Below are 24,621 nucleotides of genomic sequence, written 5' to 3' on the forward strand. Positions count from 1 at the left end.
ATGGAAAGATCAGAAAAGGAACAAGAAGATTTTTTAAGAAGTTTTTTCGATGATAAAGGCAAAAGAATGCCTCCGGTATCGATGAAGCAAAATATAATGAAAAGTATTGCGGGCATGCAGTCCCTTCCAGAGTTCAGCCCGTTGATATCCCCTTTGCAATGGGTTCTAATCGCCCTGATCGCTGTGGGAGTCATCGGATATTCCCTGATGGAGCCCGGATCTGAGGATGCCCCTGGGTACCTATCTCGATTAAAGCCCGGATATGAGCGTGTTGCTTCCTTCTTTGGAGCTTTGGAGATCTCAGATGTTGCCATGTATGGTATCATTATACTGGCCATATTCCTGATCATTGAGTTCAGTATCCTGAAGAATCTGATCGATAGAAGATATAAAGCGTAGGTTTTAGTGACACTAATGGCACTAATGACACTAGTGGAGAGGATGTTGCTATCCGAGGCTTTCCCTGGCTTTAACGTTCGATGCAGTCTCGGTGAACCGGATGTTGTAATTAACCCCAGATTTCTCTTTATCGAGCTCCATCGTTCCTTTTAATTGTTTTACGAGATTATGGATCAGTCGTAAGCCCAGCGTTTTATTACCCGGGATCTCTCCATTGTTTTGAAATCCGATCCCGTTATCTCCTAATTGCAGCAACAGACTGTTATCCTTCATCCGGTTGAGACGAATGGTGATCGTGCCTGCCTCATCATTTCGGATACCATGCTTGAGCGTATTGGTGATAAATTCGTTGATAAGGAGTCCAAGCGGAATTGCGGTATCGATCCCTAGCTTGATATCCGGAATCTCGATTTCCAGTTTGATATTGTGTTGTTTTCCTTTGATCGATTGTATCAGATGGCGTGCGAGTTGACCGACATAGTCTTCATACTGGATCTTGGAGATATCGTCATTGGCATAAAGCATTTCATGGATAAGTGCCATAGAGATCACCCGGTTCTGACTGTTGATCAGGACCCCTTTCATCTCAGAATTGGGCACGCTTCGGGATTGCAGGCTGAGCAAACTGGAAACGGTCTGCAGATTGTTCTTTACCCGGTGATGGATCTCCTTTAACAGGATCTCTTTCTGCCGGCTCTGGATCTCGAGCTTTTTCTTGGAATTATACAGGTTGCGATAGTTCGTCTGCAGGATCTTTCCAAAGATGCCTCCCAGAATATATACAGTAAACAGAATTGAGATCAGACTGAATATGTTCTGTGACTCAGGGGGGACCTGATTCGGAAAGGACATATTGTAATAACTGAGCAGGAAGGTGATAATGATGAGTACGGAGATCACATAGAGATGTATGATCCCGTAACGCCGTGTCGATATATAACCCGCAAAAACGATTAGCGCCAGCACAAAGATGAACGGACTGTTGATTCCGCCACTATAAAGGGTAACGATTAGTGCACCACTCAGCCCGAGCAGGGTAGTGAAAATATAAATGATCGTAAGATTGCGGTGTTTATAGAACAGAAAGGTGTTCAAAAGGTTCATTATCCCATAGAACAGGAACGTGCCCGGTATCATGCCTTTGATGTTGAGCAGGTAATAACATACGGGCGCTAAGAGTAGCATCAGTATCGATGAAAAATAATTGACTCGCAGGATAAGATGCGTATTATTTTTCAGTTGGTTATATTCCACGTTCAGGGTTGTTTTGGTTGCTTAATCAATAATCGTCATAGTAAATTCGGTTAAGTTTTGGGGGTACTATTCACAATAGGGGGGTATGGGGTCAGAATAGCTTTACGGGTTAAAGATATTTATTTTTTTTAAATAAAGAAGCGATAACCTCTCAAAAGAAATTATCGCTTCGCTATGTTTTCCAGTGCCCGGAGGCCTGTGTTTATCAATCTTCGACAAGAACCCATTCACCTTTTTGGAGCAGGGGTTCCGCCTGTTTGAACTTCAATGATTTGTTTTCTCCGGTCACCACATTCTTGATGGTCACCTTATCGTTTCTACCGATCTTAGGTCGTTCTCTGACGATGGTTTCGGTTATCTGAGGACGTTTCTGACCAGCCTGACCTGCCGCGCGATTTTGAGCTGCGAGTTCGTCGCTGTTCGGAATTTCCTCTTTGGAGGTTTTGTAATCTTCTTTCTGACGAACCTCTCTGGCTTCCTGAATATTCGTGCTTTCTTCTGTTGGAAGTTCACCTTTGAACAGGAAGGAGATCACCTCACGGTTCACTTTATCGATCATTTCCTTAAAGAGTTCGAAAGCCTCGAACTTATAGATCAGTAGCGGATCTTTTTGTTCGTGAACAGCCAGCTGTACCGATTGCTTCAATTCATCCATCTTTCTGAGATGTGTTTTCCAGGAATCATCGATGATCGCCAGTGTGATGTTCTTTTCGAAATCGGTGATCAGTTTCTTACCTTCAGATTCGTAGGCATCTTTCAGGTTGGTAACCACCTTAAGTGTCTTCACTCCGTCTGTAAACGGAACGACGATTCGAATGAACTGGTTGCCCGGATTCTCGTATACATTCTTGATGACCGGGTAGGCAGTGGCAGCATTTCGCTGCATCTTTTCATTGTAATATTGGTAGGCAGCCTTATAGATCTTCGAAGTGAGCTCTCGGTCTGAAAGTCGCTTGAATTCGTCTTCATTTACCGGTGAAGTGATCGAAAAATACTTGATCAGTTCGAATTCCAGATTCTTATAATCGTTCGCAGCCTTATTAGTTTCAACGATCTGTTCGCAGGTGTCGAAGATCATGTTGGCGATATCCAGCTTCAGACGTTCCCCTTGCAGGGCGTGTTTTCTTCTTTTATAGACCACTTCACGTTGCGCGTTCATCACGTCATCATATTCGAGTAATCGCTTACGGATACCGAAGTTGTTCTCTTCTACTTTTTTCTGAGCGCGTTCGATAGATTTGGTCATCATCGAATGCTGAATTACCTCGCCGTCTTCCAGTCCCATACGGTCCATCATCTTGGCAACACGTTCCGATCCGAATAAACGCATCAGGTTGTCTTCCAGAGATACATAGAACTGAGAGCTTCCCGGATCTCCCTGACGTCCTGAACGACCTCTTAACTGTCTGTCTACACGTCTGGAATCATGGCGTTCCGTACCGATAATGGCGAGTCCGCCTGCATCCTTAACTTCTTTGATCAGCTTGATATCCGTACCACGACCTGCCATGTTGGTAGCGATCGTTACAACCCCCGGATTACCGGCTTCAGCAACGATATCCGCCTCTTTTTTATGCAGTTTCGCGTTCAGTACGTTGTGTTGTATCTTTCTGATGGAAAGCATTTTCGAAAGGAGCTCGGAGATCTCTACGGAGGTGGTACCTACCAGTACCGGTCTTCCTTCACCTACCAGTTTCACGATATCCTCGATAACTGCATTATACTTTTCGCGTTTGGTCTTATAGATGAGATCTTCCTTGTCAAATCTTGCGATCGGTCTGTTGGTAGGGATCTCCATAACATCGAGTTCGTAGATCTCCCAGAATTCACCGGCTTCCGTGATCGCTGTACCCGTCATACCTGACAGTTTTTTGTACATACGGAAGTAGTTCTGAAGGGTGATGGTTGCGAAGGTCTGCGTAGCCGCTTCGATCTTCACATTTTCCTTGGCTTCGATCGCCTGGTGGAGTCCGTCTGAATAACGTCTTCCATCCATGATCCTACCGGTTTGTTCATCAACGATCATTACCTTGTTTTCCATAACCACATATTCGATATCTTTTTCGAACAGGGTATAGGCTTTCAGTAATTGGTTGAGGGTGTGGATACGTTCACTTTTGATGGAAAAATCCTTGAAAAGCTCTTCTTTGAGTTCCGCTTCTTTTTCCACTTCCAGATTTTGATTCTCGATCTTAGCGATCTCAGTACCTATATCAGGCATTACGAAGAAGTCGCTGTCGGTATCACCGGAAAGGTGTTCGATACCCCTGTCGGTAAGTTCGATCTGGTTGTTCTTTTCATCGATAACAAACCAGAGCGCCTCGTCTACCTTAGGCATTTCACGATTGTTATCCTGCATATAATGGTTTTCTGTTTTCTGAAGCAGTTGTTTAACTCCTTCTTCACTCAGAAACTTGATAAGTGCCTTATTTTTTGGAAGTCCGCGATGTACACGTAGCAACTGGAATCCTCCTTCTTTGGTGTTTCCTTCCTGGATGAGCTTTTTCGCTTCCGCGAGCACTCCTGTCAGATATTGGCGTTGTACCCTTACGATATCATTTACCTTCGGCTTGAGTTCGTTGAACTCGTGTCGGTCACCCTGGGGTACCGGTCCGGAGATGATAAGGGGAGTACGGGCATCATCAATCAGTACAGAATCGACCTCATCGACAATGGCATAGTTATGTTTTCTTTGTACAAGATCCTGAGGCGTATGAGCCATGTTATCTCTCAGGTAGTCGAAACCGAATTCGTTATTGGTACCATAGGTGATATCGGAAAGATAAGCTTTACGGCGACCCGGTGAGTTCGGCTGGTGGTTATCGATACAATCGATCGACATCCCGTGGAATTCGAAGAGTGGTCCCATCCAGGCGCTATCCCTTCGTGCGAGGTAATCGTTCACCGTTACCAGATGTACACCGTTTCCGGTAAGCGCATTGAGGTACACCGGCAGGGTAGCCACAAGGGTCTTACCTTCCCCGGTCTGCATCTCAGCGATTTTTCCCTGGTGCAATGCGATACCACCGATGAGCTGAACGTCATAGTGGATCATATCCCAGGTAACCTCCTTACCGGCGGCATCCCAGGAATTCTTCCAGATGGCTTTATCATCTGCCAGGGAAACATATTCTTTGGATCCGGAAATTTCGCGGTCAAATGCACTGGCAGTTACCTCGATGTTCTCATTCTCTGCGAAACGCTTCGCGGTCTCTTTTACCACCGCAAAGGCTTCCGGAAGGATATCGTTCAATATTTTTTCAGTGATCTCGTAAGCCTGGTCTTCAAGAGTGTCGATTTGGGTATAAATATCTTCATTCTTATCGATGTCATCCGATAGTTCCACTTCGGCTTTAAGGGAGGCGATCTGCTCGTCGATCTCCGCTCTCGAAGCTTTGATCTTTTCCTTAAATTCACGTGTTTTATCCCGTAATTCGTCGTGTGTTAAAGTTGAAAGCGAGCCTTCAAATGATTTGATTTTGTCTATGATCGGCTGCAGTTCTTTGACGTCCTTCTTCGCCTTATCCCCTACAAAGATCTTTAAAACTGAATTGAGTAAACTCATGATTGAAATTCGTGTTAGGTATCAAAATTAAGCAAAAAAAAAGCCTCCTAAGAGACTTTTTATTTTTATAATGTTAATGGATTTGTTAATATTCATCTTCATTCCACAGATAGTCTTCTTCTGTGGGGTAATCAGGCCAAATCTCCTCAATTGATTCATACATGTCTCCTTCATCTTCCATTGCCTGAAGATTTTCCACAACTTCCAGAGGCGCACCTGTTCTGATAGCATAGTCAATTAACTCGTCTTTTGTTGCTGGCCATGGTGCATCATCTAAATAAGATGCCAATTCTAAAGTCCAATACATCTTGCAATTGTGTTTAATGATTTGTGCAAAAATAAATTTTAATTGTAAAAAGTCAAGTAATTTTTATATTAAATGCTTATTATTTCTAAGAACGTATATTTCAGGCATTTAAATTAAATTTTATATAAAAAATCGGCGGATATCCTGAAGAATTTTACTCTTTTTTAGTTGGAATCCATTTGACTTCTTTTGCCTGTAGATCGTTTGACAACTTCCGTGCCAGTACAAACAGGTAGTCTGATAATCTGTTTAAATACCTGATTACGATCTCCTCAACTTCTTCAATTTCATTGAGTTGTGATGTTCTTCGCTCCGCTCTGCGACATACGGTTCGTGCTATATGACAATATGACACATGCGGGTGTCCGCCCGGTAACACGAAATGTGTCATCGGCGGAAGTTCTGTTTCCATTTGGTCGATGGCTGTTTCTAAAACTGACAGGTCTTCTTCTTCGATCCTTTCGATGTTCAAACGCTTTTTTCCGCTTTTCAGTACTTCTTTTGAAGGCGGGGTAGCCAGAATCGCTCCGGCCGTGAAAAGTTTATTCTGTACACCTTCCAGTATCAAGGCCATCGCAACATCAGTGCTGTGATCCCGAATCAGTCCGATCCATGAATTGAGTTCATCCACAGTGCCGTAGCTCTCAATTCTGATGTGATGTTTGGGAACTCGCTCCCCTCCGAATAACGATGTGGTTCCCTTATCTCCCGTTTTGGTATATATTTTCATAGATATATGTTCATTTCTTGGTGTGTCTTATGGTTATGTTATGTATGTAACCAAATTATTTGGGTTTATGCCAATCATCCTAAGACACTTACCGGTTACAGGACCTAAATCTGATTTTTACGTACTATAAAAAAATACTGATTTAAATCCGAATAATAAAATCTTCCTTTCGTTGTTGTTGCCTTTTAAAGGCAAAACCCAGTGAAAAGGTATCAATGGTCAGATGGATATCTGTATCCTGTTTTAATTTTTGCCACAAAGTATTCCTTCGCGGATTGCCCATGATCAGTATACCGTCGTTGTCGAGGTTTGCCTTCATTTGCTCATACATGATGTCAGTAGGCTTCGAGCCTGCTGTCACGATAAGAATATCCGTAGGGGTGATGGTTCCTTCCGGTTGATCGTCAAATGTATAGGTTACCAGTTTTTGCTTTTCCGGGAAAAGAAAGGCAGCAACTCCTGAGATCAGCTGTTCCTCTTTTACTGTGAAATAGCGGTCATTGTGGCAGGGCTTCCAGTCTTCTCGTTTTACGCATTGTTTTTTATAGAACACTTTGGTGGTCAGATCATAGACAAAAGGGGAGTGGATACCGTGCTGATTTACAGATCTCAGGTAAAATTTAAGTTTTTCGATCCAATGACTCATGCTCCTTCCGCTTTCATCGATAACTCGAACCAGCGTTCTGTTTTCTCCTCGATCGCGTCGAGGATCTCCTGTAATTTGATCGATTCTTTGTCTATCGCATCGCCTTCGAGGTCTCCGGTTGCGAATTTCGCCTCTACCGCATCTTTTTCGCGCTCCAGCTTTTTGATCTCGGTCTCCAGGCGCTTATATTCTTTTTGCTCCTGATAATTCAAGCCGGAATTCTGATCTTTTTTCCAGGTTTTCTTCGTGGTTGTCTTTTCCGAATCTGAACTTTCCTGGTTATTACCACCGCTGTTCTCGTAGACCCGGTAATCGGTATAGTTTCCGGGGAAATCGGTAATATTGCCTTCCCCTTCGAAAACGAATAGGTGGTCGACGATCTTATCCATAAAATAACGGTCGTGAGAAACCACCAGCAGACAACCCGGAAAATCCATCAGGAAACTTTCGAGTACGTTCAGGGTTATGATGTCGAGGTCGTTGGTAGGCTCATCGAGAATCAGAAAATTCGGGTTCTGGATCAGGACCGTACACAGATAAAGTCGCTTTTGTTCCCCACCACTGAGCTTTTCCACATAATCGTATTGCTTTTTACGGTCAAACAGAAATCGCTCCAGTAACTGTGCTGCAGAGATCTGTCGGCCTTTGGTCAGAGGGATATAATCTCCGAACTCACGGATGACTTCGATCACCTTTTGTCCGGGTTTGACATGTATTCCCTGCTGGGTATAATACCCGAACTTAACGGTCTCTCCGATAATGATCTTTCCGCTATCCGGGTTTTGCTTCCCGGTGAGCATGTTCAGGAAGGTGGTCTTTCCGGTTCCGTTCTTTCCGATGATTCCGATACGTTCTCCTTTACGGATACTGTATTCGAATTTATTGAGGATCTGCTTTTTGCCGAAGGCCAGGGAAACATTATGGAATTCAACGATCTTTGATCCGAGACGCTCCATATTGATCTCCAGTTGAACCTGGTGATCCTTTCTGCGCTGATGGGCTTTTTCCTTGATCTCATAGAAATCGTCGATCCGGGATTTCGATTTGGTGGTTCGTGCTTTCGGTTGACGACGCATCCATTCGAGTTCTTTGGAATACAGGTTTTTTGCCTTTTCCACCGAAGCCTGCTCCGAACGCATCCGGTCTTCTTTCTTTTCGAGGTAGTAGGAGTAATTTCCTTTATACTGGTAGAGAACCCCTTCGTCCATTTCAAGGATCTCGTTACAAACCCTTTCCAGGAAATATCGGTCGTGGGTCACCATGAACAGGGTGATATTCTCTTTGGCAAAATACTGTTCCAGCCATTCGATCATTTCGAGATCAAGGTGGTTGGTGGGCTCATCGAGGATCAATAGTTCCGGGTTGTTCAGCAAAATCGTGGCGAGTGCCAGGCGCTTCTTTTGACCTCCGGATAATTTACTGACAGACTGGTCGAGTTGGTCGAGCTTCAGTTTGAACAGGATCTGTTTGTACCGGGTTTCGAAATCCCAGGCGTGATGCACCTCCATCTGCTCAAAGGCTTTTTGGTAGGCTTCCGTATCATCGGGATGCTGTAATGCGATCTCGTATTGGTGAATTACCTGTAATACCCGGTTGTCGGAAGCGAAGATGGTCTCTTCCACGGTCAGCTTCGGATCGAGATCCGGCTCCTGTGGTAAAAAGGCCATTTTGAGTCCGTTTCGGGATACCACCTGCCCGGTGTCGGGAATATCTTTTCCCGTGATTATATTGAGCAGGGAGGTTTTTCCGGTACCGTTCTTAGCGATAAAGGCGACCTTCTGATCCTTGTTGATCCCGAAGGAGATATCGCTGAAAAGCACACGTTCCCCGTATGATTTGGATATGTTTTCTACTGAGAGGTAATTCACGATTAATTTTTTTGCAAAATAAATGATTTATTCCCTCCGAAGCCTTGTGGATCATCCTTTTTTTCGGGCGATCGCAAAGAGAAATATAAACCCGGCGATCAGTGTGGCGATTCTGGCGATATAATCACCGTATCGGGTATAGAAGGTCTTTTTATTATTGATGGTGATATCACCTTTTACGGTTCCCTTGACACCATAAGCCAATGTTTTCAGGATCGTTCCCTTCTCGTCTATCAGGGCAGATATTCCGGTATTCGCACTACGGGCTACCGATCTTCGGTTTTCGATGGCACGAAGACGGGCATAGCTGAGATGCTGTTGATGGCCCTGGGTGTGGTCCCACCAGGCATCATTCGTGATGATCGCCAGGAAATTGGCACCATTCTTTACATAATCACTGACATATTCTCCGTACACCGATTCGTAACAGATGATCGGGGCAGCATTATAGCTGCCGTCCTGCGAATGGAAGACCGAGCGTTCTTCCTGAGTGCCGCGGGATAATACGGTTCCTCCAAGGTCGATCATGATATTTCCGAGTAACGGTTGCAGGATGCTTTTAAAAGGGAAGGTTTCCACGCCTACCACGAGTTTGGATTTGAAATAGACCTGGGTCTGACCCTTCCTGTCTATTTGGATCGCCGCATTATACACATCAAACCAGTCTCCACGGGAAGATCGGTTGGCGGAAAGCGTCGGGGGTTTCTGTGATTTGCCGTACAGCTTAAAGAAATCTGCTCCGGTGATGATCTTCAGATTCGGATTTGTGGCTGCAAATAACTGAAGTTCCTGTTTCTCCCGGCTAAAATCAAAACTTTCCAGGCTGGTGTTGTTGGCCAATGCGGTTTCCGGGGCGATCAGGTATTGGGTATTCCTATCGATATCACCACGGGTATCTTCCTCCATTTGTTTCACAATCATCGTATTGGTGTATGAGGAATCATATTTTTCGGTGTATGGATCTACATTGGGCTGATACAGCACCACTTCGATCTTTTCAGCACTCTCCTGGTATCGCATCAGGATGATCATGGAGATGATCACGGGGATTGCGATAAACAATACATTTTTGGCAATTCCCTTGGATAGCGTTTTTTTATCACCCGTAGCGTAGAATTTGAGAATGGTGAGATATACGCTGATATTGAGAATCCATATCCACAGGGCTCCTCCGAAGGTTCCGGTATATTCATACCATTGGATCCATGAAGTGTATTCTGAAAAGACATTTCCCAGGTTTAACCAGGGCCAGGAAAAATCCCAGTTCAGATGAAATTTTTCAAAGGCCATCCAGATTGCAGGAAGGAATACCAGGTGTATTTTTGGAGGAAAGCGTTTCGCGGTAAAATGGTAAAGGGAAAAAACGATCGCCATCAGCAGTGAGTTCACCAACAGAGCGAAAAGCATTCCGAAAGGAGTGGAGTACCAGATCCACCAGGTCGTAATGCTGTTCCAGATAAGAAAAGCCAGGTAGGCGTACCCGAAGACCCGGAGCCCTTTGCGGCCCTGGTCATCCATTCGGATGTCGTGCTCTACCAGTAACAGCGGGGTGAAAGCAAAGAATATAAAGACAGGAATACCATAGGTCGGCCAGGCGGCAGCCAGTAAGATACCGGTAATCAGGGTCAGTACGAGTTTGTTTCTCATCCGGAGAATTTTTTCACCGCTAATATCAGGATTTAATTTAGGAATCGCATCTTCATTTGGAAAATTCCGATCCGGTCTTCTGCCGAAAATATGCGGGAATTTTAATAACTTACGCAGTACTTTATGCTAAATTTGCAGTACTAAACAACGCTTAAATGAAAAGACACATACCAAATTTCCTGACCATGCTCAACCTTCTGAGCGGTTGTATCGCCGTAGTATTAGCGGTAAGGAATCATCTGGAACTGGCAGCATTGTTCGTGGCCATCGGAATCTTCTTTGATTTCTTCGACGGCTTGGCGGCAAGGTTGCTGAATGTGAAAAGCGAGCTGGGCGTGCAATTGGATTCCCTGGCAGACCTGGTGACCAGCGGACTCGTTCCGGGTATTGTGATGTTTCAGCTGTTTAATCAGGCGAACGGACTCAATTCGTATACATGGAGTGGAGAATCGACCGAATCCATGTTCTGGGTAGGCGATACGTTCATCGCGATCTCCTTCCTCGGATTTCTGATCACCCTGGCATCGGCATATCGTTTAGCGAAATTCAATATCGATGAAGATCAGGCGACCACTTTTACCGGTCTGCCTACTCCGGCTAATGCCTTGTTCATCCTTTCGTTGCCATTGATCCTGAAATATCATAACAACGTAACCTTCGATACACTGATCCTGAGCAATTGGTTTCTGGTGGTGATCACGCTGCTGAGTGCTTATATGCTCAACGCGCGAGTGCGACTTTTTTCTTTGAAGTTCAAAGGCGGAAAGCTCAGGGATAATATCATAAAATACACCTTTTTGTTGCTCAGCCTCATTTTGCTGATCGTGATGCAATTCATGGCGATACCGGTGATCATCGTATTGTATGTAGTGTTCTCGGTGATCGAGAATAGCAAAGGGAAGCTGGCTTAGAAGTCCAGCTTTTTCTTCCGAAGTTCGAAGTTCTGTCCGAGATAGACCTTACGAACCATTTCATCGGCTGCGAGCTCTTCCGGAATTCCCGCTTTCAGAATACTACCTTCGAACATGAGGTAGGATCGTTCGGTGATCGCCAGTGTTTCCTGTACATTGTGGTCGGTGATCAGAATCCCGATATTCTTATTCTTTAGCTGAGCAACGATCCGTTGAATATCCTCTACGGCTACCGGGTCAACTCCGGCAAACGGTTCATCGAGCAGAATGAAACTCGGGTCGGTGGCTAAGGCTCGTGCGATCTCCGTACGGCGTCGTTCACCTCCCGATAACAAGTCTCCGCGGTTCTTGCGAATGTGGCCTATATTGAACTCATCGAGCAGCGATTCCATCTTCATGTGACGTTCCTGTTTGCTGAGCTTGGTGAGCTCCAGAACGCTCATGATATTGTCTTCTACACTGAGTTTACGGAATACAGAAGCTTCCTGTGCCAGGTATCCGATACCCTGTTGTGCTCTCTTGTACATCGGATAATCAGTGATCTCCTGGCTGTCGAGAAATATCTTACCACCGTTGGGTTTGATAAGTCCTACGATCATATAGAAAGACGTCGTCTTACCGGCACCATTCGGGCCGAGGAGTCCGACGATCTCACCTTTGTTCACTTCCAGGGAGATCCCTTTTACCACTTTTCGTCCTTTATAGGACTTCATTATGTTTTCTGCACGTAATTTCACAGGGCGGATTTTTTATATCGTACCGGATTCATTTCTTTCAAAAGTAAAAAAATGGATTCGGTACGGCATTCTTTTATAATAACATTATAAAATTATTCTGATTTTTCCTGGATTTCGAGGGCATCCCAGAACTCGTAAGCTCTTCTTAGGTGCGGGATCACGATGGTACCTCCCACCAGGGTAGCGATACCCATCGCTTCAGCAACCTCATCCTTGGTCAGACCTTCCTTATGACAGGTCTCCAGGTGGTAACGTACGCAATCATCACATCGCAATACCATAGAAGCCACAAGGCCTAACAGTTCCTTGGTCTTTACATCCAGGGTTCCGGGTGCATAGGCATTGGTGTCGAGGTTGAATATCCTCTTGATGATCTTGTTGTTATCGGCCAGGATGCGTTCGTTCATCCTGCTGCGATATTCGTTGAATTCCTTAACCTGATCAGTCATTCTTAGTTACGTTTGTTGTATTGTTTTGCTTTTCTTTATCCCTTTTGATCACGATACGGGAGATGTGTATACTTATCTCGTAAAGGATCAGTACCGGTATGGTTACCACGACCTGGCTCGCCACATCGGGAGGGGTGATTACAGCCGCTACGATCAATACGATGACCAGAGCGAACTTACGGTATTTCTTCAGAAACTCCGGTGTCACCAGTCCGATCTTCGTCAGAAAGAAAATGAGGATCGGCAACTCAAAGATGAGTCCGCAGGCGATCACTGCTGATCTGACGATAGAGATATAAGAGGACAGGTCAATATCGTTGAATACCTCGTCACTAACCCGGTAATTCGCCAGGAAATTGATAGACAAGGGAGAGATCACATAGTATCCGAACAACACCCCGGTAAAGAACAGAAAGGAAGCGATAAAGATGAAACCCCTCGCATTCTTACGTTCGTTCTCATAGAGTCCCGGACTAATAAATTTCCACAGCTCATATAACAGATACGGGAAACCGATGATAAATCCGGCCCAGATAGAGGTCCAGATATGTGCTGAGAATTGTCCTGCCATCTGACGACTCTGGATCCTGAATTGCGGACCTTCGCAAAAAGAATCATCGAGACCGATGGTTCTGGAGATATTACAGAACAATCGGTAGGTAGGGAAATCGGCTTTTTTAGGACCGAAAAGTATGGTGTCAAAAATAAAGTCTTTCATCAGAAAGGCTACCACGGCGATGATGACAACCGCAAGTGTGGAGCGAATAAGGTGCCATCTCAGTTCTTCGAGATGGTCCAGAAAAGACATTTCAGAGGCAGTTTCTTGTTGTTGGGCCATTAAATAATTCCTTCTTTAATTAGGTCATGAAGATGGATCACCCCGAAGTAACCGGCTTCATCGGTCACCAATAGCTGGGAGATTCCGTTGTTTTCCATTATTTCAAGTGCGTCGACAGCCATCATTTCGGCATGTACGGATTTTGGGTTGGCGGTCATGATATCGGCGGCGGTAAGTCCGTTGATGTTCTCGTATTTGTTGAGCATCCTACGAATGTCACCATCGGTAATGATCCCGGTGATCTGGTTCTTCTCGACCACTGCGGTCACCCCAAGCATCTTTTCAGAGATCTCCACGATCACTTTACGGATGTCTGATGCTTTCGACACTTCCGGTTTCATATTGGCTGCAGCAACATCACCCACACGCAGATAGAGTTTTTTCCCTAACGCACCTCCCGGATGGTATTTGGCGAAATCAGAACTGCTGAAGCCGCGAAGTTCCAAAAGGCAGATCGCGAGGGCATCCCCAACGACCAACTGAGCGGTCGTACTGGTGGTAGGAGCCAGGTTGTTCGGACAAGCTTCTTTCTCCACATAAGCGTTCATCACATAGTCGGAATGTTGCCCGAGGAATGACTCGCGGTTCGAAGTGATCGCGATCAGTTTGTTCGGTCCGTTTTTGATCAGCGGAACCAGTACTTTGATCTCCGGTGTATTCCCGCTTTTGGAGATACAGATCACAACATCATCCTCCAAAATGGTTCCCAGATCTCCGTGAATGGCATCGGCAGCGTGCATAAAAATAGCAGGAGTACCGGTAGAATTGAGCGTTGCTACGATCTTTGTAGCGATAATCGCACTCTTCCCGATTCCTGTTATGATGACTCTACCCTTCGAATTGTAAATAAATTCAATCGCATCCGCAAATTCGCCATCTACTAAACCTGACAGGTTTTTGATGGCATCTCCCTCAGTATCAATTGCCTTTCTAGCACAGGCTATAATGGCATTTTTATCGATCAAACTTTTGATTTTTTAGAATTTGTAATAAAAAAAGAATATCTTATCTTTAGTAGTGCAAATGTATATAAAATAGTAAAACGAAAGGATGAGTACTGCTGAAATTGACTTACACGCGGAGCTGAAGAAGTATTTTGGATTTAGTCAGTTTAAAGGTTTACAGGAGAAGGTTGTAAAAAACATCGTCAACGACGAAAACACATTTGTAATTATGCCCACCGGTGGTGGGAAATCCCTATGCTACCAATTACCTGCACTTGTAAAGGAAGGAACTGCGATCGTGATCTCACCGTTAATCGCACTGATGAAGAATCAGGTCGATGCCATCAGGGGAATTTCCGCCAATAAGGGAATCGCCCATGTACTGAACTCTTCACTTACCAAAACGGAGGTGAAACAGGTGATGGATGATATCACAAACGGAATCACTAAACTGCTTTATGTTGCCCCGGAATCACTGACAAAGGAAGAGTATATAGACTTCCTGAGGACAGTTAAGATCTCCTTCGTCGCAGTGGACGAAGCACACTGTATCTCCGAATGGGGGCATGACTTCCGCCCGGAATACAGAAATATCAGAGCGATTATTAAAAGACTGGGCGATGATATTCCTATTATCGCACTTACCGCTACAGCGACTCCCAAGGTTCAGGAGGATATCCTGAAGAATCTGGGAATGGGACAGGCCATGGTCTTCAAGGCCTCCTTTAATCGTCCGAACCTCTATTATGAAGTACGACCCAAAACCAAGAATGTAGATGCCGATATCATCCGTTTTGTCAAACAACACGAAGGCAAATCGGGGATCATCTACTGTCTGAGCCGGAAAAGGGTGGAGGAACTGGCACAAACCCTGCAGGTGAATGGAATCAAAGCGGTTCCCTACCATGCCGGACTCGATGCCAAGACCCGTGCCAATCATCAGGATATGTTCCTCATGGAAGATGTCGACGTGGTGGTAGCTACCATCGCTTTCGGAATGGGGATCGATAAACCGGATGTTCGCTTCGTGATCCACCACGATATCCCGAAAAGTATCGAAAGTTACTACCAGGAAACCGGTAGAGCCGGTCGTGACGGGGGGGAAGGACACTGCCTGGCATTCTATTCCTATAAGGATATCGAGAAGCTGGAAAAGTTCATGAGTGGAAAACCCGTTGCAGAACAGGAAATCGGCCATGCCCTCCTGCAGGATATGGTGGCTTATGCCGAAACTTCCATGTCGAGAAGGAAATATATCCTGCACTATTTCGGGGAGGAATTCGATGAGGTGAACGGCGAAGGTGCCGACCTCGATGACAATGTGCGTTTCCCCAAAAAGAAACACGAAGCCAAAGATGATGTGGTTAAACTATTATCCATCATCCGCGAAACCAAAGAAAAATATAAGGCCAAAGAGATCGTGAATACCCTGATCGGAAAGACGAATGCCTTGATCAAGTCGCATAAGACCGATGAGAAACCCTTCTTCGGAACCGGAATGGAACACGATAATAAATACTGGATGGCATTGATTCGCCAGGTACTCGTCACCGGACTCATCAAAAAGGAGATCGAATTGTACGGTGTACTGCATTTAAGTAAGGCCGGAAAGAAATACCTGGAAGCTCCGGTCTCGTTCATGATGACGGAAGACCATACCTATGAGGATTCCGATGACGATACCATTGCAACTGCGAAAAAAACGGGTGGCTTTGTAGCCGATGACGTCTTGCTTAAGATGCTGAAGGACCTGAGGAAACAACAGGCGAAAAAGCTGGAAGTTCCTCCTTTCGTGGTTTTTCAGGATCCGTCACTCGAAGATATGGCGCTGAAGTATCCGGTTACCATGGATGAACTCATCAATATTCATGGGGTAGGCGATGGTAAGGCTCGTAAATACGGGAAAGCCTTTATCGACTTCATCTCCAAATATGTAGAAGAGAACAATATCGACAGACCGGATGACCTCGTCGTGAAATCCACAGGGGCGAATTCCGGACTTAAATTATATATCATTCAGAACATTGACCGCAAACTTCCGCTGGATGATATTGCGGCATCTAAAGGACTTAGCATGGATGACCTGATCAAGGAAATGGAACAGATCGTCTATATGGGAACGAAACTGAACATCGATTACTGGATCGATGAATTGTTCGATGAAGATCAGCAGGATGAATTGCATGAATATTTCATCGATGCAGACAATGACAAGATATCAGTGGCTATGGAAGAATTTGACGGAGATTACGAAGATGATGAACTTCGAATCTACCGGATTAAGTTCATCAGTGAAGTAGCAAACTGACACCAACTGTAATAAATAATCTGTTACATCCGATCGAGGTAGGCGATATAATCACCTGCCTCGATCTGTTTCAGGCCATTCGTGTCCCGAATCAGTGCATAAGACAGGCATTGGAATACGCTTCCTTCGAGTTCGACCCCGATCATTTTTCTTTCATAATAATTAAAATCAGGATCATCGATTCCTTCATATTCGTCCATCAGTTCGAACAAGCGTTCATTTCCGGGATCCACGCTGAAAACATCCCCCTGTACCACTGATTCCGATTCGGGAAGAAAGACCGCTCCGGGGAAGGAGCCCAGGTCATAGAGTTTTCCGGGAATTCGCCCCACCCCCAGGTAGGTGCCATGGGTATGCAGGTAGCGGGCATAGCGGTTGTCGAACCCCGTGCGCAGGGTTCCGTAAACGAATAAATGATGGATGGGTGGAGTCATGGGGGCGGATTATTTCGTTTTAATCGGCATTGAAAAGAATCTCCCGGATCTCACGCCAGGAGATCAGCCGGATCTCGTTCTCTTCCAGCAGGCGTTGCACGCGTTCGCTGGTGAAATAATAATAATCCTTCTGCCGCCAGTCAGAGCCCCAGTTCCGGTGGCCATAACAGATCTGCTGCATCTCCGCATCATCGTGGGCAGCATGCAGAATGATCTGGTTGAGTCCAGGCTTGAGATTTCGGATGACTTTGGTGTAATAGGCAGCCATCCCGTTCTTGTAATCTTCCGGTCCGGCGATATAGAGGGCATCCAGTAATACTGCCGTCTTGGTCAGGTTCTTTTTGATGGAAGGCGGTACCTGACTTTTGGTGAGCATGACCGGAATTTCATACATACGCCCCAATTTAAGATAAAGCTGCAATAGCTCGGGATCTCCGGTGGTCAGGCAACCCATATGATTGTCGAGGTGGGTGGGTTGTATGCCGTTCTTGATGGCGAACTCGATCTGCGCCCGCATCTCTTCTTCCAGTTCGGCAAGGATCACATTTTTGGTGGCCTCCGCACAGGTGGCATAAAAATAGCCGAATTCGGTGGTAAAGCTTTTCCCTTCCGTCAGAGGCCGCCATTTATAATGCAGCCATTCACTCGTCAGGGCCAGATGCACCCCGAGGTCAGCCTGTGGAAATTCCTTCGCCATTTCGGCCACCTCTTCCATCCAGGGGCCGACCGTGATGATACTGCCCGAGTTTACCGAACCTTCTTTCATGGCGGTAAAAGAGGCATCGTTCACCGAATGGGCGATCCCGATGTCATCGGCGTGTATGATCAGTAATTTGGTGTCTTTGGTGTAACCGAGCCTTTCTGCCAGGTTCTGTTGGGCCATTCCTGAAAAAAGGAAGGCAAGGATGAAGAGGGCCGTAATATGTTTTCTCATACGATGGTTTGGATCTTTTAAAAAAGCTCAAGGCGTAAAGAATCCGGGGACCCCATAAAAATAAAAAATCCCTGTTAATTAGAAAGCCTGTAATAGCGGTCTATGCAATTTTCTTCCTCATTATAGAATTCGCGGATAAAACGGAAGGTAGAATCGAGGATACGAACCGAGGAGGCATTGGCCTTATCGACATAGGCCACGATCTCTTTCAGATGCATATTTTCAAAGGCATGATAGATGAGTCCGTTCACGACTTCCTTTCCGTAACCGTTCCCCCATTCCTTCATCAACAGACGATACCCGATCTCATATTCGGTCTTTTCATTGCGCACCAGGGCAACCGTACCCAGAAAGCGGTCGTCTTCGCGGTTGACGATCGCCCAGATCCAGAAATCGTTCCGGGGTTTGCTGTAGAAAGCGATGATATTTTCCAGATCGCGGACGTTCTCTTCGAGGGTGAAGGTCTTGCCGCCGACATAGCGCATCACGGCCTGGTCGTTTTGCATTTTATGAAAACTACCCAGGTCGCTTTTCAGCATTTCTCGGATATATAATCGCCTGGTCTGGAAAATCATATCGTAAAAATAGGATAAAATTATGGTTCCTAGGGGCTTATGTCTTTGTGATTCGTCGAAATTAACGAATTGAGCTATCAGTTTCATGATCGCTTGCATTTCATCCCCTTTTTTCGACAGTTCGGTAAACTATAGTAGGAGAACTTCCGGTAAACAGCCAACTTTGCTGCATCAATCAAAACGAACGTCATGATCAGGATCATCTATTTAATCGTCAGTTTCATCTGTAGTGTCGCAGCAGAGCAAACAGAATATGCTGCTTTTCCTTCGGGATACAGTGAAGCGAATGTCGTCGTTTCATCACAAATTTGGGTGGAGGATAACGACAGAAAATTTTACCTTTAAAGAAATAAATACATTATGAAAGGGTTCATCAGGGAATTGGTAAAAGCATTTTTGATCGGTGTGGCCGTGTTCGCAGTCTTTCTGCTGATCAATATGATCTATTCCGGGAATTACGGAGTTACATTTGATCAGGCTTTTTTACGGCGTTTCCTGTTCAATCAGGTGTATTCTGTCGCTATTTATTTCGCGAATATGTGGGTGATGAAATGGCTGATGGGGCGGTACGGGTATAAGTTCCTGCAGCCGAGAAGACTGTTGTTCCCGGTCACGCTTTCTTTCCTCGCAACCTTTCTGACCATGTTCCTGCTGAATCTTTTCTTTAAGGTGGGAGTCGACCGCCAGCCGTTGCAGGAGTTTTTGAAAGCACAGGAGCCGGCTCAGTACTATGGGTCGATCATCGTCACCATCATCATCGTGGCGGGATTCTATGCCTTCTATTATTACAAGCATAAGAAGGAATCACAGGTAGCCCGTCAAAAGGTGATCGCCGGTACGGCAACAGCACAGTTCGATGCCCTGAAGAATCAGCTGGATCCGCATTTTCTGTTCAACAGTCTGAACGTACTGACCAGCCTGATCGAAGAGAACCCGGAGGCCGCCCAGAAGTTTACCACCTCACTTTCCAAGATCTACCGGTATGTGCTCGAGCAGAAGAATAAGGAGCTGGTCAGTGTGGATGAAGAACTGAGATTCGCCCGAACCTATGTGAGCCTGCTGAAAATGCGCTTTGAAGACAGCATTCGTTTCGAACTCCCGGACGCGGCGAGTGATCCTGAAATGAAGGTCGTGCCGCTGTCACTGCAACTCCTGCTGGAGAATGCCGTAAAGCACAATATGGTGAATCCCTCACATCCGCTCACCATCCGGATCTTTGAGGAAGACGGTTACCTGGTGGTTACGAACAACCTCCAGCCGAAACAGGTGGTGAAGAAAGGGAGCGGGGTAGGACTGCGGAATATCGCAGAACGCTATGCCTTGCTCACCAGTAAAGAAGTGTATTTAAACGAAACCGCATCGGAGTTTATCGTCAAGATCCCGATGCTGTCAAAACAAGTATCAGCCATGGAAGTGCAACAGGATTATATCGCAGAAAAACGTTATCAGCGTGCCAAAGAGCGCGTACAGGCCATGAAGGGTTTCTATTCGAACCTGATCGCCTATCTCATCGTCATCCCGTGTCTGGGGTGGCTGAACTATAAGACCACCGATTTCCCCTGGATCATCTTTCCGGCGGCGGGGTGGGGCTTCGGAGTCATCATGCACTATATGGAAGCCTTTGATTACAACCCGCTCTGGGGGAAGAACTGGGAAGCCCGTAAGATCCGGGAACTGATGGATAAAGAAAATAACTAACACCAAGAATCACCAATAATGGAAAATTTTAAAGAACAGGACAAATATATGCGGGCGAAAGAACGCGTCGCAGAGATGAAGAAGTTCTACGGAAACCTGACCTCCTATATCCTGGTCATCGGCTTTCTGACCTTTATCAACTGGTATACCAACCGACTGGCCTATCCGTGGGTATTATGGGCGGCCGGTGGCTGGGGACTCGGACTATTGTTCCATGCCGCTAAGGCTTTCGGATGGAACCCCATGTTCAACAAGGAATGGGAAGAGCGTAAGATCCGCGAGATCATGGAGAAGGAACAAAATGAGATGAAACGGCAAAGATGGGAGTAACGATGGACTATAAAGAGACGAAAACCGAGTATTCGAAAAAACTGAAAAAGGCACAGCGACGGGTGAAGGAGATCAAAGGCTTCTACTGGCACCTCGCGATCTATGTGATCGTCAATGGCTTTATGCTGATCAATTACTTCATCTCACATGCTTTTGGTGGCGACTTCGAAATCTGGATTCTTTTTATGTCGGTAGCCGGCTGGGGCGTGGGTCTGGGGATCCACTTCTGGGAGGTGTTCGGTAAAGACCTGGTGTTTGGAGCGAACTGGGAAGAACGCAAGATCGAAAAACTAATGCAAAAAGAAGCGGAGGAAATGGACCGCTATCAGAAAAAACAATAAAAGTACCCCTTTTTTATGGAAGTGATCATCATAGAAGACGAAGCACCTTCGGCAAGAAGACTCAACCGCATGCTGGAACAGATGGGCGTAACCGTGAGTACCATGCTGCATTCCGTAGAGGAATCGGTGGCCTGGTTCCGGAAAAATCCCGCCCCCGAACTGATCTTTCTCGACATTCAGTTATCAGACGGACTCTCTTTCGAGATCTTCGACGCGGTGCAGGTGAGCAGTGCGGTCATATTTACGACCGCCTATGACGAATATGCCTTACAGGCCTTCAAACTGAACAGTATCGATTACCTGTTGAAGCCCATCGATGATGAAGAGCTCGAACTGGCCGTAAAGAAATACAAAACCTTTCGACCTGATCCCGCACGTTCGCAACTCGATTTCGAGGATATCCGGAAGTTGCTGATCAATCCGGTCGACCGTGCCTATAAACAGCGGTATACCGCCCGGGTCGGACAGCACCTCAAACTGATCAATACCGACGATATCGAATGCTTCTACAGTGAGAACAAGGGTACCTATGCCTTTACGAACGATGGCCGGAACTACCTGCTGGATACCACGTTGGAAAACCTCGAAGAAGAACTCGAACCGCGCAGGTTCTTTAGGGTAAGCCGGAAGTTCTTTGTGAACATCGATGCCATCAGTGATATGGTGAGCTATACCAATTCCAGATTACAGGTGAAGCTCCATCACTTTAAGGAGCAGGAGATCATCGTGAGCCGGGAACGCGTTAAGGACTTCAAAGACTGGTTGTCTTAGACTTCCGATTCGGTTTCCTTTTCGATGCGGTTATCGTCGAAAGCGGAGGGGAGTAGCTTCGGGATCAGTTTGATGAAGATCGGCAACAGGATGGCGCCGCCCGGAAGGGCAAAGATCGCCAGGGAAGGGATAGCCTTAAAAATATCCAGCAATTGCTCGCGGACCTTCTTGCGTTCCTCTTCGTCCAGTTCATCGGTGGTCGATTTAGAGAGTAAAAGCAAGAGTTCCCGGCTCTCACTCAGTTCCCGCAACAGGCGTTTGGAGTTTCGGGTGATGAGCTTGCGCACCATCTGATAGGAATTGTCGTAGAACATCTTCACCGGATTCGAAGACTTGAACACACTGACCCTACTCTTGTTGGCATCGAAGAAATAACCCACAAAGCTCAGGGATTCCTCGATCTCCGGAAATTCCAGGTTCAGGTCTTTCCCGATCCCGTGAATGAAATCCGATTCCCGGTATTCCAGGCTATGATCTTCCCAGGCCGCAAGAGCGCTGAGGTCGATAAAATATTTCTTTTCCAGATAGGTGAACGATTCGAACAGTTCCGATCGGTAACTGCCGTCAAAATCTTCCTTTCGGGTCTGATTATACCGCAGCGATGATTCGAACAAACGCAAGAGGTTATGATCATTGACGCTCTTTTCTTCCTTGGAATTCAGGGTATGATAGGTGAGGTTAATGATGATACGCTCGATACGCGCCGCATATTTACGCACCTTGCGATCGCCTTCGAGATAGCGGCGAAACGCGATCACATCGAGGAACAACAACGCATTGGTAAGCATGCTGTTAAAGCTTCGGGTGATAAAGTTATCGTCAAGGGTGACCCGCTTGTGCAGGAGTACCTCCAGTTGATGTGAGGTTTTCTTTCCGGTGAGGAGTTTGCTGAAGAAGCTGATCTCTTCCACCTTCAGCTGAGAATAGAACTGGTTCACTTCCTTCAGGAAATCGTTGAACTTAAAAGCTTCCCCAACCTTGAGCTGGTAGACCGAATACAGGGCAGAGAGCAGGTTGAGCTTCGCCAGTTCATCTTCGGAAAGGTTAAGGTCGGGCGGGATAAACGAAGGTTGAGCGATGTTCGCCCCATAGATAAAGCCGATGTTCCGAAACTCCAGGTAGAGTTCGGACTCCTGTGTATACGGCATCGGGGACTTTCGTACCACCGTACCGAACTTATCGATCCATCCTTGAGCCGAGGGGTTCATGCTTTATTTGTTTTGTCCGGGTAAAATTACGATTCTTTAGGAAAAAAGAAACCGGATCCTATAGACAATCCGGTTTTGAAGGTTGGTTATTTGGGTTTTGTGCCCTAATACAAAAGCATATACCGCATAGCATCCAAGCTTTCTCCGATCATAAAAAAGGAATCATGGCTATACACTCCGGAATAGGGATGAAAAATGTTGTTGGCTGAATTTTCGCGGATCAAATTAAAGTCGGAATTGCCGTCTTCGTTATAGACAATATCAAAAAGGGCGGTGGAAGCGAACCATCCGGCCTTGAGTGTCACCCGTCCGTCATTCGTTTCCTTTAATTTTTTATCGGTATTCAGTATTATATGGAGTTTTTGATCCTGTAAAAACGCTTTGTACGACGGACCTGTTTTATTTTTTAGGAGAGTATGGCCCCAGATCAGGTCTCCGGCAGGGTCGAACTTTAGTGCGAGAATATTTCCGTATTTCACCGAAGAATTATTGCCCCGGTAGAAACCGGCATTGAAACTCAAACTTACCGAAGGAGCCACGGGAATTGGTGAGGCCATAGGCATGGGCGCCATAGAAGCGTATACGATTTGCACGACCTCTTCTGCGGTGATATAGGTATTTCCTAGATCATCGGTCAGGATATGATCGATCTCGTAATCGAAGAGTTCATTTTTGTTGTGATAAGCGGCATCAGGTCCATAAAGGTCCCGAAAAACCTCGGCAGGGAAGGGGTGGTGCTGCGCTTTCTTGATCGTCATTTCACGAGGGTCGATCGAAAGATGGCAGGCCCCTTTGATCCCTTTTCCATCCGGTTTGGTATAGAAACCCATAAGAAGGAATTGATCATCTAACGGACTTATACGCAGGGAGCGGATCTGATAGTTCGGCAGTTTAAGTACCAAGGTCTCCGCTACATCCCGGTTGATCTGATTTAGGACGTAATGATACTGGTTTTTCTTTTGTGCCTTGCGATCGGCAAATTGTTTACCCAGGGAATATACATTACGCTCATTATCGATGATGAGGTCATTCTGTTCGTAATATTTGCCAGGGTCAACCTGGTAGGTGTTTTTGTAGACCGGCTCCAGGGTTTCCAGATCATAGACATAGATACGACAATAATGGAGGTCCTTTTGCTCCTGGGTTTCCGAAAAGGCAATGCTGTGCTTATCCGGGGAGATCGCGATATTATAATTGGATTTCCCTTCAAACAGGAATGGATTCTTCCTTGGGTCTCCGGTGATCTTGAACAGGGTACGTTTGTGATATTGGCGGGAACCATGGGAAAGTTCAAAACAGTGTACCTCGTAAGACTTACGTTCCGGGGAGGAAACAGTAAATATTTTGATCCCGGTATCGGTGATCACATTTTCGAGATAATACTCATTCTGACTAACAGGAATATTGAGGGAATACAAGGGTTGTAACTCCGGGTCTAGAAAATCGATGATAAAAAATTGATCGGCTTGTCGGATCGCGATGGTATTTCCGTTCGCCTGGGTATGGGTGGCGAGTATGCGGTTGTTATCAAACTGTAGCGGAAAGGGTTCACTTTCCTTGAGCTGCCATTGGGCCTGCAAGCTGAAAAAGGTAAAGAAGGTCAGAAATAAAGCAGTAAATTTCATAGGGTTTTGCAAAGGTTAACGTTTAAGGTTCCGGAAAACAGCCAATAGCTAACGATGACGATAGGGCGAACCGAACAGACGGAACGGCAACAGCCCGAGCGT

24 protein-coding genes are annotated in these 24,621 nt (G+C 45.9%); 8 read left to right on the forward strand and 16 right to left on the reverse strand.

The features are described 5' to 3' along the window. Complete coding sequence (locus tag DMZ48_RS12090) at nt 1-399, forward strand: hypothetical protein (protein ID WP_143955416.1); 399 nt, start codon at nt 1-3, stop codon at nt 397-399. Nucleotides 400-447: 48 nt separating this feature from the next. Here the strand turns inward: DMZ48_RS12090 and DMZ48_RS12095 are convergent, their stop codons facing one another. The 7 genes from DMZ48_RS12095 to lnt form a co-directional block, all read right to left on the reverse strand. Further along, a complete protein-coding gene (locus tag DMZ48_RS12095; RefSeq protein WP_242009192.1) occupies nt 448-1,653 on the reverse strand; it encodes a sensor histidine kinase in 1,206 nt (401 codons plus the stop codon). A 205-nt stretch (nt 1,654-1,858) separates the two neighbouring features. Further along, nucleotides 1,859-5,218, reverse strand: coding sequence for a preprotein translocase subunit SecA (secA, locus tag DMZ48_RS12100; protein WP_143955417.1), 3,360 nt, complete (start codon nt 5,216-5,218; stop codon nt 1,859-1,861). Nucleotides 5,219-5,303: 85 nt separating this feature from the next. Further along, nucleotides 5,304-5,525, reverse strand: coding sequence for a DUF2795 domain-containing protein (locus DMZ48_RS12105; RefSeq protein WP_008612884.1), 222 nt, complete (start codon nt 5,523-5,525; stop codon nt 5,304-5,306). Nucleotides 5,526-5,679: 154 nt separating this feature from the next. Next, complete coding sequence (locus DMZ48_RS12110) at nt 5,680-6,255, reverse strand: cob(I)yrinic acid a,c-diamide adenosyltransferase (protein WP_143955418.1); 576 nt, start codon at nt 6,253-6,255, stop codon at nt 5,680-5,682. 142 nt (nt 6,256-6,397) lie between these two features. After that, on the reverse strand, nt 6,398-6,901 hold the full coding sequence (locus tag DMZ48_RS12115; RefSeq protein WP_143955419.1) for a hypothetical protein: 504 nt from the start codon (nt 6,899-6,901) through the stop codon (nt 6,398-6,400). Continuing rightward, complete coding sequence (locus tag DMZ48_RS12120; RefSeq protein WP_143955420.1) at nt 6,898-8,769, reverse strand: ABC-F family ATP-binding cassette domain-containing protein; 1,872 nt, start codon at nt 8,767-8,769, stop codon at nt 6,898-6,900. Before DMZ48_RS12120 ends, DMZ48_RS12115 begins: the two co-directional genes overlap by 4 nt. 51 nt (nt 8,770-8,820) lie before the next feature. After that, complete coding sequence (gene lnt, locus DMZ48_RS12125) at nt 8,821-10,416, reverse strand: apolipoprotein N-acyltransferase (RefSeq protein ID WP_143955421.1); 1,596 nt, start codon at nt 10,414-10,416, stop codon at nt 8,821-8,823. Between the two features lie 155 nt (nt 10,417-10,571). On the opposite strand from lnt, the gene DMZ48_RS12130 reads away from it, so the two are divergent. Continuing rightward, the gene (locus tag DMZ48_RS12130) at nt 10,572-11,327 is read left to right on the forward strand and encodes a CDP-alcohol phosphatidyltransferase family protein (RefSeq protein ID WP_143955422.1); all 756 of its coding nucleotides are present in this window, start codon (nt 10,572-10,574) and stop codon (nt 11,325-11,327) included. Here the strand turns inward: DMZ48_RS12130 and lptB are convergent. The 4 genes from lptB to DMZ48_RS12150 form a co-directional block, all read right to left on the reverse strand. Further along, nucleotides 11,324-12,064 (reverse strand): LPS export ABC transporter ATP-binding protein, encoded by a 741-nt coding sequence (gene lptB, locus DMZ48_RS12135; RefSeq protein ID WP_143955423.1) that lies wholly within the window; start codon nt 12,062-12,064, stop codon nt 11,324-11,326. The two genes, DMZ48_RS12130 and lptB, sit on opposite strands and share 4 nt — an antisense overlap. Before the next feature lie 92 nt (nt 12,065-12,156). Then, nucleotides 12,157-12,513: a carboxymuconolactone decarboxylase family protein gene (locus DMZ48_RS12140; RefSeq protein ID WP_143955424.1), complete on the reverse strand. Its 357-nt coding sequence runs from the start codon at nt 12,511-12,513 to the stop codon at nt 12,157-12,159. After that, nucleotides 12,506-13,351, reverse strand: a complete 846-nt coding sequence (gene tatC / locus DMZ48_RS12145) for a twin-arginine translocase subunit TatC (protein ID WP_143955425.1) — start codon at nt 13,349-13,351, stop codon at nt 12,506-12,508. The genes DMZ48_RS12140 and tatC overlap by 8 nt, the downstream gene beginning before the upstream one ends. Next, nucleotides 13,351-14,316 (reverse strand): KpsF/GutQ family sugar-phosphate isomerase, encoded by a 966-nt coding sequence (locus DMZ48_RS12150; RefSeq protein ID WP_143955426.1) that lies wholly within the window; start codon nt 14,314-14,316, stop codon nt 13,351-13,353. Before DMZ48_RS12150 ends, tatC begins: the two co-directional genes overlap by 1 nt. 85 nt (nt 14,317-14,401) lie before the next feature. On the opposite strand from DMZ48_RS12150, the gene recQ reads away from it, so the two are divergent. Then, nucleotides 14,402-16,603 (forward strand): DNA helicase RecQ, encoded by a 2,202-nt coding sequence (gene recQ / locus DMZ48_RS12155; protein WP_143955427.1) that lies wholly within the window; start codon nt 14,402-14,404, stop codon nt 16,601-16,603. 23 nt (nt 16,604-16,626) lie between these two features. On the opposite strand, the gene DMZ48_RS12160 is transcribed toward recQ, so the two are convergent. The 3 genes from DMZ48_RS12160 to DMZ48_RS12170 form a co-directional block, all read right to left on the reverse strand. Further along, on the reverse strand, nt 16,627-17,037 hold the full coding sequence (locus tag DMZ48_RS12160; protein WP_143955428.1) for a gamma-glutamylcyclotransferase family protein: 411 nt from the start codon (nt 17,035-17,037) through the stop codon (nt 16,627-16,629). Nucleotides 17,038-17,056: 19 nt separating this feature from the next. Further along, on the reverse strand, nt 17,057-17,971 hold the full coding sequence (locus DMZ48_RS12165; RefSeq protein ID WP_143955429.1) for a polysaccharide deacetylase family protein: 915 nt from the start codon (nt 17,969-17,971) through the stop codon (nt 17,057-17,059). Between the two features lie 74 nt (nt 17,972-18,045). Then, nucleotides 18,046-18,633 carry a GNAT family N-acetyltransferase gene (locus DMZ48_RS12170; protein ID WP_242009193.1) on the reverse strand — a complete coding sequence of 196 codons (588 nt, stop codon included), beginning with the start codon at nt 18,631-18,633 and terminating at the stop codon, nt 18,046-18,048. 102 nt (nt 18,634-18,735) lie between these two features. Here DMZ48_RS12170 and DMZ48_RS18630 point away from each other — a divergent pair, with 102 nt between their 5' ends. From DMZ48_RS18630 to DMZ48_RS12190, 5 genes are read left to right on the forward strand one after another with little or no spacing between them, the layout of a single operon-like run. Next, nucleotides 18,736-18,891: a hypothetical protein gene (locus DMZ48_RS18630; protein ID WP_162558709.1), complete on the forward strand. Its 156-nt coding sequence runs from the start codon at nt 18,736-18,738 to the stop codon at nt 18,889-18,891. Nucleotides 18,892-18,906: 15 nt separating this feature from the next. Next, the gene (locus DMZ48_RS12175; protein ID WP_143955430.1) at nt 18,907-20,244 is read left to right on the forward strand and encodes a histidine kinase; all 1,338 of its coding nucleotides are present in this window, start codon (nt 18,907-18,909) and stop codon (nt 20,242-20,244) included. Between the two features lie 18 nt (nt 20,245-20,262). Beyond that, complete coding sequence (locus DMZ48_RS12180) at nt 20,263-20,574, forward strand: 2TM domain-containing protein (protein ID WP_143955431.1); 312 nt, start codon at nt 20,263-20,265, stop codon at nt 20,572-20,574. Then, nucleotides 20,565-20,915 carry a 2TM domain-containing protein gene (locus DMZ48_RS12185; protein ID WP_143955432.1) on the forward strand — a complete coding sequence of 117 codons (351 nt, stop codon included), beginning with the start codon at nt 20,565-20,567 and terminating at the stop codon, nt 20,913-20,915. Before DMZ48_RS12180 ends, DMZ48_RS12185 begins: the two co-directional genes overlap by 10 nt. A gap of 15 nt (nt 20,916-20,930) precedes the next feature. After that, nucleotides 20,931-21,686, forward strand: a complete 756-nt coding sequence (locus tag DMZ48_RS12190) for a LytR/AlgR family response regulator transcription factor (protein ID WP_143955433.1) — start codon at nt 20,931-20,933, stop codon at nt 21,684-21,686. On the opposite strand, the gene DMZ48_RS12195 is transcribed toward DMZ48_RS12190, so the two are convergent. Continuing rightward, nucleotides 21,683-22,894, reverse strand: a complete 1,212-nt coding sequence (locus tag DMZ48_RS12195) for an LETM1-related biofilm-associated protein (protein ID WP_143955434.1) — start codon at nt 22,892-22,894, stop codon at nt 21,683-21,685. The two genes, DMZ48_RS12190 and DMZ48_RS12195, sit on opposite strands and share 4 nt — an antisense overlap. A 104-nt stretch (nt 22,895-22,998) precedes the next feature. After that, nucleotides 22,999-24,519, reverse strand: coding sequence for a hypothetical protein (locus DMZ48_RS12200; protein WP_143955435.1), 1,521 nt, complete (start codon nt 24,517-24,519; stop codon nt 22,999-23,001). Between the last annotated feature and the right edge of the window lie 102 nt (nt 24,520-24,621).

This window comes from Robertkochia solimangrovi (assembly GCF_007279655.1).
Taxonomy (GTDB): domain Bacteria; phylum Bacteroidota; class Bacteroidia; order Flavobacteriales; family Flavobacteriaceae; genus Robertkochia; species Robertkochia solimangrovi.